14 protein-coding genes and 2 tRNA genes are annotated in these 12,197 nt (G+C 63.3%); 7 read left to right on the top strand and 9 right to left on the bottom strand.

Annotated features, from left to right (window positions below):
- Window positions 1-356 precede the first annotated feature (356 nt).
- The 5 genes from AC07SZ_RS02520 (at window position 357) to AC07SZ_RS02500 (ending at window position 4,577) form a co-directional block, all read left to right on the top strand.
- The gene (locus AC07SZ_RS02520) at window positions 357-1,538 is read left to right on the top strand and encodes a cystathionine beta-lyase (protein WP_494913133.1); all 1,182 of its coding nucleotides are present in this window, start codon (window positions 357-359) and stop codon (window positions 1,536-1,538) included.
- Between the two features lie 226 nt (window positions 1,539-1,764).
- Window positions 1,765-2,844 (top strand): HPP family protein, encoded by a 1,080-nt coding sequence (locus AC07SZ_RS02515; protein ID WP_172374072.1) that lies wholly within the window; start codon window positions 1,765-1,767, stop codon window positions 2,842-2,844.
- A gap of 94 nt (window positions 2,845-2,938) precedes the next feature.
- The gene (locus AC07SZ_RS02510; protein WP_494913132.1) at window positions 2,939-3,625 is read left to right on the top strand and encodes an RNA polymerase sigma factor; all 687 of its coding nucleotides are present in this window, start codon (window positions 2,939-2,941) and stop codon (window positions 3,623-3,625) included.
- Window positions 3,626-3,732: 107 nt separating this feature from the next.
- On the top strand, window positions 3,733-4,257 hold the full coding sequence (locus AC07SZ_RS02505; protein WP_494913131.1) for a DUF4142 domain-containing protein: 525 nt from the start codon (window positions 3,733-3,735) through the stop codon (window positions 4,255-4,257).
- Window positions 4,254-4,577: a cupredoxin domain-containing protein gene (locus AC07SZ_RS02500; protein WP_172374075.1), complete on the top strand. Its 324-nt coding sequence runs from the start codon at window positions 4,254-4,256 to the stop codon at window positions 4,575-4,577. Before AC07SZ_RS02505 ends, AC07SZ_RS02500 begins: the two co-directional genes overlap by 4 nt.
- Here AC07SZ_RS02500 and AC07SZ_RS02495 read toward each other — a convergent pair.
- Window positions 4,556-5,431: a crotonase/enoyl-CoA hydratase family protein gene (locus AC07SZ_RS02495; RefSeq protein WP_056563052.1), complete on the bottom strand. Its 876-nt coding sequence runs from the start codon at window positions 5,429-5,431 to the stop codon at window positions 4,556-4,558. The two genes, AC07SZ_RS02500 and AC07SZ_RS02495, sit on opposite strands and share 22 nt — an antisense overlap.
- A gap of 79 nt (window positions 5,432-5,510) precedes the next feature.
- Between AC07SZ_RS02495 and AC07SZ_RS02490 the strand changes: the two genes are divergently transcribed.
- Window positions 5,511-6,098 carry a TetR/AcrR family transcriptional regulator gene (locus AC07SZ_RS02490; protein WP_056563055.1) on the top strand — a complete coding sequence of 196 codons (588 nt, stop codon included), beginning with the start codon at window positions 5,511-5,513 and terminating at the stop codon, window positions 6,096-6,098.
- Here the strand turns inward: AC07SZ_RS02490 and AC07SZ_RS02485 are convergent.
- From AC07SZ_RS02485 to AC07SZ_RS02455, 7 genes are all read right to left on the bottom strand, one after another.
- A complete protein-coding gene (locus tag AC07SZ_RS02485) occupies window positions 6,095-7,321 on the bottom strand; it encodes an anion transporter (RefSeq protein ID WP_056563058.1) in 1,227 nt (408 codons plus the stop codon). The two genes, AC07SZ_RS02490 and AC07SZ_RS02485, sit on opposite strands and share 4 nt — an antisense overlap.
- A 121-nt stretch (window positions 7,322-7,442) precedes the next feature.
- Window positions 7,443-8,447, bottom strand: coding sequence for a glycosyltransferase family 4 protein (locus tag AC07SZ_RS02480; protein ID WP_494913130.1), 1,005 nt, complete (start codon window positions 8,445-8,447; stop codon window positions 7,443-7,445).
- A 170-nt stretch (window positions 8,448-8,617) separates the two neighbouring features.
- Window positions 8,618-9,406 carry a GGDEF domain-containing protein gene (locus AC07SZ_RS02475; RefSeq protein ID WP_494913129.1) on the bottom strand — a complete coding sequence of 263 codons (789 nt, stop codon included), beginning with the start codon at window positions 9,404-9,406 and terminating at the stop codon, window positions 8,618-8,620.
- Window positions 9,407-9,581: 175 nt separating this feature from the next.
- Complete coding sequence (locus tag AC07SZ_RS02470; RefSeq protein WP_172374078.1) at window positions 9,582-9,803, bottom strand: hypothetical protein; 222 nt, start codon at window positions 9,801-9,803, stop codon at window positions 9,582-9,584.
- Window positions 9,804-9,975: 172 nt separating this feature from the next.
- Window positions 9,976-10,221, bottom strand: coding sequence for a hypothetical protein (locus tag AC07SZ_RS02465; RefSeq protein WP_244493888.1), 246 nt, complete (start codon window positions 10,219-10,221; stop codon window positions 9,976-9,978).
- A 151-nt stretch (window positions 10,222-10,372) separates the two neighbouring features.
- Window positions 10,373-10,449, bottom strand: a tRNA-Arg gene (locus AC07SZ_RS02460).
- Window positions 10,450-10,498: 49 nt separating this feature from the next.
- Window positions 10,499-10,804, bottom strand: coding sequence for an ETC complex I subunit (locus AC07SZ_RS02455; RefSeq protein ID WP_015318428.1), 306 nt, complete (start codon window positions 10,802-10,804; stop codon window positions 10,499-10,501).
- 124 nt (window positions 10,805-10,928) lie between these two features.
- Here AC07SZ_RS02455 and AC07SZ_RS02450 point away from each other — a divergent pair.
- A tRNA-Pro gene (locus AC07SZ_RS02450) sits at window positions 10,929-11,005 on the top strand.
- A gap of 486 nt (window positions 11,006-11,491) precedes the next feature.
- On the opposite strand, the gene hdaA is transcribed toward AC07SZ_RS02450, so the two are convergent.
- Window positions 11,492-12,196 carry a DnaA regulatory inactivator HdaA gene (hdaA, locus tag AC07SZ_RS02445; RefSeq protein WP_056563067.1) on the bottom strand — a complete coding sequence of 235 codons (705 nt, stop codon included), beginning with the start codon at window positions 12,194-12,196 and terminating at the stop codon, window positions 11,492-11,494.
- Window position 12,197 lies beyond the last annotated feature (1 nt).

Below are 12,197 nucleotides of genomic sequence, written 5' to 3'. Positions count from 1 at the left end.
AGCAGCGCATCAACGCTGCGCCAACAGCCGACATTTCTTGATCAGCCGGCGCTCAAGCGTACGATTTTGCCGATGGCATGGTGCATGCTCGACATGGTCCCGATCTCGTGAGCGATCCGGCCCGCAGCGGCTCGAATTCCAGAATCGGCGAGTACTCTCCCTATTGCCGCGCGCAGCGATGTCGTATCGGGGTTCGGCAGCGCGATGCTTGCGGCGGTCCGGCGGGCACATGACGGAAGACGGCCTCCGCGAAAGAAATTGGCATATCAGAAGTCGGTTTCCTGGCGAACGCCATGCTGTTGCACGGCCCATGCCGCCGCACTATGGCTAGCGGCTTACCAGAAGAGGCAGGACGAATGGCAACAGACGGCAACGAACAGGGTTCCGGCACAGTAGGGATCAACACGCGGCTTGCCCATTCGGGCAACAACCCGCACGACTATTTCGGTTTCGTCAATCCGCCGGTCGTGCATGCCTCGACTGTGCTGTTTCGCAATGCCGCCGCGATGTCGAGCCGCAGCCAGAAATACACTTACGGCACGCGCGGCACGCCGACGACGGACGCACTTGCCCAGGCCATCGACGCGCTGGAGGGATCCGCCGGCACGATCGTGGTGCCGTCGGGCCTTGCGGCGGTGACCATTCCGCTACTCGCCTTCGTATCGGCCGGCGATCATCTGCTGATCGTCGACAGCGTCTACCATCCGACCCGCAATTTCGCCGACACCATGCTGAAGCGGCTCGGCGTTGAGGTGGAGTATTATGATTCGCGTATCGGCGCCGGCATCGCCGCCTTGATCAAGCCCAACACCAGGGTGGTGTTCACGGAATCGCCGGCGTCCAACACATTCGAGGTGCAGGACATCCCGGCGATCGCCAAGGCGGCGCATGCGGCCGGCGCCATCGTGATGATGGACAACACCTGGGCGACGCCGCTCTATTTCCGGCCGCTCGACCATGGCGTCGACATCTCCATTCATGCCGCGACCAAGTATCCGGCCGGCCATTCCGACGTGCTGCTCGGCACGGTGTCGGCCAATGAAAGCCACTGGAAACAGCTCTATGAGAGCTTCTGCACGCTTGGCTGCTGCGCAGGCCCCGACGATGTCTACCAAGTGCTGCGCGGCCTGCGTACCATGGGCGTGCGCCTGGAGCATCATCAACGCAGCGCACTCGCCATCGCGTCGTGGCTCGAAGGCCAGAAGGGCGTGGCGCGCGTGCTCCACCCTGCCCTTCCCAGCCACCCGGACCACGATTTGTGGAAGCGTGACTTTTGCGGTTCGAGCGGCATCTTTTCCATCGTGCTTGCCGGAGGCGGCCAGAAGGAGCAGCACGCTTTCCTCGACGCGCTGCGGATCTTCGGGCTCGGCTATTCCTGGGGCGGCTACGAAAGCCTTGCGGTGCCGGTCTGGCTTGGCGACCGCGTCGTTGTACAAGCTCCTTATGAAGGCCCGTTGATCCGCCTGCAGATCGGCCTCGAGGATGTCGACGACCTGAAAGCCGACATTTTGCGTGGCCTAGCCGCAGCCGCGGGCTGACCGGTGCGCGCGAGCTGACCGCCGCACAGAGTCAGCAAACGGCCGCAAGGCCTTGGCGCTGATGACAAAGCGCGAGCCGCTCGCGGCATCCCATTGCCGCGCGGCGCGCAATATTATTCTCCCGGGCCGCGATTTTCCGGATTTGTTTGACTTTCAAATCCGCGGATTCGGCCGCATTGCGTGCTGCACGGCATCGCCGACCATTCCATTTGTCACAAAGCTTGCCATGGCCTTTCGTCTTTTTGTCCCCATCCTTGCCGGCGCGACGCTGCGCGAACGCATCCTGGCGTGTATCGGCGCCACGATCGGCATCGCGCTGACCGGCGTGATCAGCGGGCTGGCGATGGGTGGCGGCCCGCACGTGGCCCTGCTGGTGGCGCCTATGGGCGCCTCCGCCGTGCTTCTCTTTGCCGTGCCCGCGAGCCCGTTGGCGCAGCCCTGGTCGATCATCGGCGGCAATTCCATATCGGCGCTGGTGGGTGTGACCGTGGCGCATTTCGTCCATGATCCGGTCATTGCCTCGGGCCTCGCCGTGGCTTTCGCAATCGCGGCGATGTCGTTCACGCGCTGCCTGCACCCGCCAGGCGGCGCGGCGGCGCTGACCGCCGTCCTCGGCGGGCCTGCCGTTGTCAGCGCGGGCTTCCTGTTCCCTTTCGTGCCGGTGGCCTTGAATTCGATCATCCTGGTCACGCTCGGCTTCCTCTTCCACAGGCTGGCGCGGCGCAACTATCCGCATGTCGCCGCACCCGCTGCCAACAGCCATGGGACAGCCGATCCGCCGGCGCGGCAGCGCGTCGGCTTCCGGCCCGAGGATATCGACGCGGCGCTGACCACGCTCGACGAAACCTTCGACATCGACCGCAACGACCTCGAACGGCTCTTGAGGCAAGTCGAGCTGCAGGCCATGGTGCGCTCGCACAGGACGTTGCTGTGCGAGGACATCATGTCCCGCGACGTGGTGTCAGTGCCTGAGCAAGCCACCATCGAGGAGGCACGCCAGCAACTGCTCGATCACAATATCCGAACCCTGCCGGTGGTCGACGCGGACGCCCGTCTGGTGGGCGCGGTTGGCCTGCGTGAACTGACGAGGGCCAGCGACACGGTGAAGGGCGTCATGTCGAAGGCCGGCACCGCCTCGCCCGACACGCCGGCGATGGGCCTGCTGCCGGTGCTGACCGACGGGCGCAGCCACGCCGTGGTCATCGTCGACCGCGAACGGCGCATTCTCGGCCTTATCACCCAGACCGATCTTCTGGCGGCGGCCGCGCGCGTTCAGGCCGCAGACAAGGGATTGGCGGCGGCTTAGAATAGCAAAGACAGGTTGCCGAAATTCGGGAACCTTTTTCCGGCGGGCGCATCCAACGTGCAGTCATGCGTCTGTTCGGGGAGATCCGGTCGCGATGAGCAAGCTCACAATGCCCGCCAAAATGCCGGAGGCGGCTGAAGGCCTTTCCGGCGACGTGCTGCTCGTGCAGCGCGCGCTCGCACGCGAGGCTGGTGCCTTTCGCGCTATCATCAAGAAACATAACCAGTTGCTCTATCGGATCGCTCGCGGCGTGGTTCGCAACGACGCGGAGGCCGAGGACATCGTGCAGGAGGCCTATATGCGCGCCTTCGCCAGCCTCGGCTCCTTTCGCGGCGACTCCTCGCTCGCCACCTGGCTGTCGCGCATCGTCATCAACGAAGCGCTCGGCCGGCTGCGCAAGAGGCGGCACACCGTGGCGATGCCCGAGAACCCGGAAGCCCAGATCATCCGCTTTCCCCTCAATCCCAGCGACGATCCGGAGCGGACCATGGCGCAGCGGCAGATTCTCGCACTTGTCGAACGGGCGACCGACAGCCTGCCCGACATCTACTGTATGGTCTTCGTGGCCCGTGTCATAGAGGGCCTGAGCATGGAGGAAACCGCCGATCTGCTTGGTGTGCGGCCAGAGACCGTCAAGACAAGGTTGCACCGTGCGCGCGCCCTGTTGCGCAAGGCGCTGGACGACGAGATCGGCCCGGTGCTGCTCGACGCCTTCCCCTTCGCCGGCCGCCGCTGCGAGCGGCTGACCCAGTCGGTGATGAGACGCCTGGGCTTCGAATGATCCTGCTCTGATCTTGCGGGAACGTTTCTGCCGGCCGCGCATCCAATCAGCGTCAACTGAAAAAATCGAGCCCGGCGCCTCCGCGCGGCCGGGCGAAGGAGAATGCCATGCTCACCAGATATACCGCGGCCCTTGCCGCCCTGCTTCTCGTCAGCGCTGCCCCGTTCGCGCAAGCCGCCGACAAGCCGACCGACCCGCAGATCGCCCACATCGCCTATACAGCCGGCGTCCTCGACATCGAGGCGGCCAAGCAGGCGATCAAGACATCGAAGAACAAGGAGGTCGTCGCCTTCGCCAAGGATATGGAGCGCGACCACGAGGCGGTGAACAAGCAGGCGCTCGACCTGGTCAAGAAGCTCAAGGTGGAGCCCGAGGACAACGCCACCAGCCAGGCGCTGAGCAAGGCGGCGGAGGCCGAACGCGCCAAGCTCGCCAAGCTGACGGGCGCAGAATTCGACAAGGCCTATATCGAGAATGAGGTGGCCTATCACAAGCAGGTCAACGGCGCGCTCGAAACCCTTCTCATACCCTCGGCCAGCAATGCCGAGCTGAAGAGCCTGCTCGAGACCGGCCTCAAGATCTTCCAGGGGCATGAGCAGCACGCCGAACATGTCGCCGGCATGCTGAAATGAAAGCGGGCGCATTGATCCATCCGTCGTGGCTGGCCGCCCTGGCTCTGGTGCTTACAGCAGCGCCGGCGGCGGCCGCGACCATAGAGATCACCATCGACAAACTCGTCTTCACGCCAGCGACCATCGAGGCGAAGGTCGGCGACACGATCGAGTGGGTGAACAAGGACGTGATTGCCCATACGGCCACCGTGAAGGGCGGCTGGGAGGTGATGATCCCGCCGAAGAAGTCGGCGAGCCTGACGTTGAAGGCGGCGGGCGCGGCCGACTATTTCTGCCGCTTCCACCCCAACATGAGGGGTCATCTGAACGTGGCGCCCTGATCAACGGCCCTGTCGAGTTGCAGCGAGGCGCGTCTGGCCTCGTCAGGCCGGGCAACATGCGTCCACGAGCCATCGCGGCTTGCCTTACGCCGCTCGATCCAGGCATCGAGCGCTTGGCGCAAATCAACGGTCGGAGCCATGCGGGCGAACTGCTCGGCTTCGACCAACAGGCCCTCGGCGATGCTTTGGTTGAGCCCGCGCGCCACGGCTGTGAGAATGCTCGCGACCGCAAGTCCTGAGTGCCGAAGGATACGCCCGGCCAGATCAAAGGCTGCCGGCATCAGGTCGCCATGCGGCACGACCTGATTGACGAGACCAAGTTCGAGCGCCCGCGGCGGCGGAAACCAGTCGCCCGTCAACAGCAATTCGAGCGCCCGCTTGCGCCCGGCGAGCCTCGGCAGGCGCTGCGTGCCGCCGAAGGTCGGCGGCATTGCGAGGTTGATTTCCGGCTTGGCGAACAGGGCGCGGTCGCTGGCGATCGCCAGCGGCACGGCCTCCGTGATCTCGCAGCCGCCGCCGAAGGCAATACCGTTGACGGCGGCAATGATCGGCTTGCGGAAGGCTTCGAGCCGTGCCGTCAGCCGCTGGCCGCGCATGACAAAATCCCGCATGGCTGTGTCGGTACCATCGGCCACGCTGCCCGAGAACTCCTGGATGTCGCCGCCGGCCGAGAAGGCCCGATCTCCCGCGCCGGTCAGAATGATCGCGCGAATGCCGTCGTCGACCTCAACGTCATCGAGGATAGCAAGCAGGCGATCAATCAGGGCATAGTTCAGCGCATTGAGCTTTTCGGGGCGGTTGAGGGTAAGGACGGTGACCCCGTCGTGGGTCTCGTTCAGGACTAGATCGGCCATTGTTCTTCCTTTCCAGATACAGCGGAAAAGGATCATGCTTTTGATTGCGTGTATATTCACTAGTCGGTATACATGCTTCATGCCTGAAGCCGCCAGTCCGACCCGCAAACGCATCGTCGATGCCGCGACGAAGCTATTTTACGCCGAGGGAATCGGTCGCGTCAGCGTCGATGCCGTTGCCGAAAAGGCAGGCCTCACCAAGCGTACGCTTTACTATCACTTCAAGAGCAAGGACGACCTGATCGCCGCCTATCTCGACGGTCGCGACCAGCCCAATCTGCGGCAGATGGCCAGCTGGTTCGATGCCGCGGAGGGCGGCGCGGACCGCAAGGTCGAAGCGATCTTCACCAACCTTGCGCGGGTCGCGCACCATCCAAAATGGAAAGGATGCGGCTTTCTGCGCACGGCCGCCGAACTCGCCTCGATGCCCGGTCATCCGGCGGTCAAGGTCGGGTCGCGTCACAAGTCAAATTTTGAGACATGGCTCGCTGGCGCATTGTCCGACCATGGCATCGAGGACCCACAGGTCGTGGCGCGCGAGATCGTGCTTTTGATCGACGGCTCGTTTTCGATCATGCTGGTCCACCGCAATCCTGATTACATCGAGGCGGCAGGCCGGGCCGCGGCCACTCTGGCCAGGGCACGAATTCCGGGCAGCCCTGCCTAGAATCCGAACGCCAGCCACGCCGTGCCGACCACGAGCGTGATCAGCGTCAGCGGCAAGCCGACCTTGAAGAAGGCGCCGAAAGACAAGGGTGAGCCGGCAGCCTTGGACTGCTCGGCGACGATCAGGTTGGCGACCGAGCCGAGCAGCGTGAAATTACCGGCCAGCGTCGAGCTCATCGCCACCACCAGCCAGGCGCGTTCGGGGTTTTCCAACCCAGGTATGAACGGCCGCAAAGCCAGAACGGCCGGCACATTGCTCATGATGTTGGACAGCACCGCGGTGAACCCGGACAAACGCCAGACATCATCCAGGCCGAGATTCTTGGCAGAGGCGATGAGATCAGGCGTCAGCAGCGTCCTTTCGGCGCCTGCGACCACCACGAACAGACCCGCGAACATGAACAGCAGCGGTCCGTCTATCTCGCGGTAAATACGCGCGGGCTTGATGGCGCGGGTGAGCAGGAGGATGGCGCCGCCGATCAATGCCGCCTTGGCGACGGGAACGCCGGCGAAGAAGGCGACGGCCAATCCGACGCAGACGATCACCGCCTTCAACACCTGCCCGCGATGCATGCGCCCGCGCGACACATGCGGCGTCAATTCAGCGGTGCGGGTGAATTCGGCCCGATAGACGATCCGCACGATGACGATGACCGCGACCAGGCCGAACAGGGCGACCGGCGCGAGCGCCGCAGAAAAGGCAGGATAGGAAATGCCGGACAGCGCGCCAATGACCATATTCTGCGGATTGCCGGTGATGGTGGCGACGCTGCCGCAGTTCGACGCGGTGGCGGTGGCGATCAGATATGGGATCGGGTTGCGGTTGATGACGCGGGTGACGTGGACGACGATCGGCGCCATGACCAGGCAGATGGCATCATTGACCAGGAAGGCCGACAGCACGCCGGTCAGCAGCGTGACCATCACCAGCAACATGAAGGGGGCGTGCGCGTGTTCGATGGCGATGGCGCCGAGGCCGCGAAAGGCGCCGGAGACCTTCAGATGCGCGACCACGATCATCATGCCGAGCAGAAGCGTGATGGTGTCGAAATTGATCGCGCGGTAGGCATCCTCCATGCTGATCGCGCCGATGGCGATCATCGCGGCGCCGCCAAGCAGCGCAATCCCCGCCCGGTCGAGGCGCAATCCAGGTATGCGGCCGATAGCCACGCCGGCATAGGTCAGGACCAGGATCAGCAGTGCCGCCGCGCCCATCAACGTCATTGGTAAGAAGCCCCGCTCGATCTGGTGGCGCCGATGCGGTCCGCCCGGTGGTTCTTTTGCATGTCAACTTTGGTGATGTCGAGATTGATGACAAACGGAGTGGGCGTTGCGGGCGGTATCGCTAGCGCCGATAGAAATCCAGCCGCTGTTGCAGCGCCTGCGGCGAGAACAGCCGCTCGACGGTTTGCCGCGCTTTGCGGCCCACGTCGGCCCGCAGCGCCGGATCGGCCTTGAGCTCGGCCAGGATTTGCGCCGCCTGTTGCGTCGTCTCAAAGAGAAAACCGTTCTCGCCATGGATGATATGGTCGGCATAGCCGCCATGCGAATGGCAGACCACGGGCAAACCGCAAGCCATCGCCTCGAACACCACGCGGCCGAAGGTCTCCACATGCGAGCCGGTGCGGTAATAGAAGACATCGAGCGTCGGCAAAAACTGTTCGGCGGCAAACTGGCCTTGCGGCAGGAGTTCGAGTTGCGGATGTGGCGTGAGCTTGTCCTTGAGCGGCATCCCGCCCTGGATCCGCACCGCAACGCCATCGGCCAGCAATGCCTCATAAAGCGCCGCATCGTCGGCATGATGCTTGTCCGCCGTATCGCGGCTCAGCCGGCCCACGGTGAACGGCCGATCCGACCTTGCCGGCCATGGTGAGAAACGCCCGATATCGATCGGCGACGGATGCACGACGCCTTCGACCTGCAGCATGCGCTTCTGAAAATCGGAGATCAGCACCAGTTCGGCGTCGGGCCATCCCAGCAGGCGCGGCATGCCGGTCGTCAGCGCGATGATTTTTGGGTGAAAGGTGTTGAAGACATAGATCAGCCGGCGTGGCCGCCGGATCAGGTAAGGCCAGATCTTGTTGCGCCAATGCGCGCCGAGGAAGACGTAGGTGCCGCCGTCCGGCACGTCGCGCTTTGCCAGCGAGACGCGGTGAATCGGAAATTGCCGCATCAGTTCGTCGGACACGCGCGAAGAGGTTGCCCAAAGACGCGCCTGCTGGTCGGCGCTCAACAGCCGGTACAGGTCGAGCGTTTCGCGCTCGCTGCCGCCAAACGGGTTTTGGAAACCGTTGAAGAGATGGATCATGATCGCCGCGCTTGCCAGGCCTTGCCCGGGCCATCCCGCCACTCGTTCGTCGGCACCGAAAGGTCGCGACCGCGCCAGCGGACCGGAAGACCGAGGAGATCAAGAAAGCAGAATGTCTCTGGCGATGCCCAATACATCACCTTAGGCGGAGGAAGCACACCGACAAGAAGGCGTCAAGGAAGCGGCCGCCTTCGCGCGCCGCAAGGCTGCCTTCAATGAACCGTGGCGGCGCTGGGCTGAGACACCAGGGCGGCTTCCGCCGGGTCGAAACTGACCTGGTCGCGTCCATTCGACTTGGCGGCATAGAGACGTCGGTCGGCGGCGGAGAAAATCGCCTCGTAGGTGGTCGGCCCGCTGAAGCTGGTGCCGCCGATCGAGACGGAAAGCGGACAGGCGCGGCCGCCGGGCGAAAAGTCCATCTCGCGAATCCGCCGGCGGATGCCTTCGGCAACCAGCCGGGATTGCGAGGGGTCGACACCGGGAAGAAACACGCCAAACTCCTCGCCGCCGATGCGGCCGACGATATCGCTGCCGCGCAGTTGCCCCTTGATCGCCTGCGCGATCAGCTTGAGTGCCTGGTCGCCGCAGTCATGACCGAGGCGGTCGTTGATCGACTTGAAGTGATCGGCATCGATGATCAGCAGCGCGCCGGAACGGATGTGCTCCTGCTTGCGGGTCTCCTCGAGATAGGCCTCGACCAGCATCGAGAAGGCGCCGCGGTTCAGCACCGCCGTAAGACTGTCGGTCGCGGCAATGACGCTGAGCTCGCGTTGGGCTATGGCCAGTTGGCGGATCTTCCACATGAGAAGAAACAGAAACGAGCCGCCCAGCACCAGGGGAAGAAGCAGGTCCGTCAGTTGCGCGCGCCAGATCGCCTCGGATGAGAGATAGGGGAAATTGAACGAATCAACAAAAAACGCCACGGCAATGAAGAATGCCGTACCGGCCGCGGTGACAGCGATCACCCTGCCCCAGCTGGTCGGCGACAGGTCGAGCTTCATCCCATTCCACTCCGTTAGCCGCCTCTACCATGACGTGCCAACGCAAACAAAATGATAAGACTTTCCCTTCAATTCGAGATCAGGGAGCCGGAGCACGCCCGCCCAATCGGTGGTCGTGCTCCGGCGGTGAAAGCGGTTCGGTCCTTGATTTCTCGCGATGCGGGAATTCCCGACGTCAACGGCCGGGCGCCGGTCGACTCGCCTCCACAACGAAGGATGCGGCGATCAGGTCGTCGGCATCCAGTCGTAGCGAGCCGTCGCCTGCTCCCATGATGGCGGCGACCTTGTGGAAGGTCTTCATCTCATAGTCGGAAATTTCGGCATCCCGCATTCTGGCCCTGAGTTCAGCGATACGCCGCCCCAAGGCAGGGGACGTTCCAATTTCTCGTTTCGACATGGCCTGGCTTCTCCTCCCCCAACCCGCGCTTGCTTTGCCCCGCCCATTCGCTGGTCCGCACATTGCCTTTTATGAGGTTCCGCGAATACAAGGCCCCGAACGCCTCATGAGGCCTAAGGTTCCAACCTCGATGGATCACGAAATAATTCCAGCTCGCCCGTCGAGCCTTGCCCTATTGCGCGGCCATCGGCACCATCGTGATACTGGAATTCCGCGCCTCGACCCGCTCCAGGCATCGGGCCGGAATATTCGGCCATGTCGCGGAGGCGCACTCCTTGTCAGTGACCGCAACGGGCTCGCCATGCTGCACGGACGCCGCTTGGGTCGCCGTGGATGCAAAAAGAACCGTCTGGGTTATCAGAGCCGAGAAAACGGCAACCTGGAACAGCACGGCGGCGAAGGCGATCTTCTTGAGCATGCGAGGCAACGCGCTGACAGGCATCAGGTTCCCGCGGCCTGACACCGTCATTCACCGCATGGAAAAGAACCCATGAGGAACGAAATCTGCAAAACGACCAGTTTCGGTTGGTTTCAGACTCGCAATACAATATCTAACTACTTGAAAAGATTGGCGATCCCGACAGGATTCGAACCTGTGACCATCGGCTTAGAAGGCCGGTGCTCTATCCAGCTGAGCTACGGGACCGCTGGGCCGGCCGAAAGGGACCGGCTAGATATCTGGCGCTGGTCGCCGTTCAATGCGTCCAGGGCGTCCTGCGGTCATAGCGGAAATTCTCCGCGTAGGAAATCTGGCGGCGTTTGGTCTCTTTCGGCTCCTCGACCCGGAAGGCAAGCCCTTCCTTTTCGGCGTAAGCCACGGCCTCTTCCCGCGTGTCGAAGGTGAGCCTGATCTGGCTTCTCATATCCCCAGAGGTCGTATAGCCCATCAGGGGATCGATCTTCTTGCGCATCTCGGGATCGAATTCCAGCACCCAGTGGCCGGTCTTTGCCTTACCGGACTGCATCGCGGTTTTGGCTGGGCTGAAAATGCGCGCGGACATGGCCACCTCATTGTTGTGCAAGGCAGCATCGCCGCCCTTTGCCCGTCATTACTGCGCAATGCGCATGGCGGCAAGGTTTTTGCACTTGCCATGCAGCACCGAAATGAATAGGCAACAGACCGTTCGGAGTGTAGCGCAGGCTGGTAGCGCATCTGGTTTGGGACCAGAGGGTCGGGAGTTCGAATCTCTCCACTCCGACCATCCCTTTCGAAAAGTGCGGTATCGATAGCCATTGGCATCATCGAATGGCTATCTTGGTCGCTTCCGGCCGTGGGCCTTGCTGCGACGGTTTCCGGTGCGAATCTGAAGACGGCAGCAACTGGAGCACTGCAAAAATGGCGGGAAACGACAGCCGTGGCGGCTCGGAATGGTCGCGGCCGCCGTACAGGAGACCGGTCGATGCATTTGAAGGTAAGCTCGCCGGGCGAGAACCCCAACAACCTCATTCCCGGCGAGCCTACAACCTGATTTGGAACGCAATCAGGACCGGGGTCAGCCGGCAACCTCGCGCTGCAAGATGGATGCCAGCTGTTATTTCCCAAAATGGGACACGCTTCGCGTTCGCCGCCGTCTGAACACCGAGTCACCCCGAGCGCGTTGCGTCAAAACAGATCTATCCGGCCCGCTCAATGTCACTGTCTGTGCATGTCGTGTCCCAACACCAAGGGCAACCCTGGGCGACATGCGTCAAATCTCGAACGCGCCCTGCCCTTCGTCCATGGCGCTGACCGCTTCCGCCGCCAGCGCCCGCGTGATCGGCGTCTTGCGCTCGAGCGCGGTGCGGTCCAGCCGCTCCACCACGCGCATTGCGGTCGCCAGCGAGCGCTCGATGCGCCGCACCAGATACTGCACGACATGCGGCTCGACCTCGACCTGACGGTCAGCGAACAGCTTGGTTATGACGCCGGCGAGGAGGAGATCATCCGGCTCGTGGATTTCGACCGTCGCCGCCGCTTTCAGCCGCGAGGCAAGATCGGGCAGGGAAACACCCCAGGCCGACGGAAAACGGCGCGCCGTCAACAGCAGCGTTGAGCCGGCGCCACGCACCGCATTGATCAGATGGAACAGGCCTTGCTCGTCGATCGCGCCTGTATCGACATCGTCGATCAGCACCGGCCGGGCGCCAAGGTTCGCGATGCCGTCGCCAATGCGCCCGGCATTCACGGCCAGCGCATTGGCGCGCGCGCGCCAGATGGCAGCCAGATGCGTCTTGCCGGAGCCGGCGGGACCTGCCAGCACCACCACCGGCGCGGGCCAGTCCGGCCAACGGTCGACCAGCGCCGCCGCCTGGTTGTTGGTGCCGGAGACGACAAGTTCGTCGCGCGAATAGCCGGTGCCATGGCCGAGATCGAGCGGCAGCTGGCGTGGCGGATCGGTTCGCTGAGCGGTCACT

It is taken from the genome of Mesorhizobium sp. GW821-FHT07A06 (genome assembly GCF_059419085.1).
This window is presented reverse-complemented; position numbering and strand designations above follow the sequence as displayed.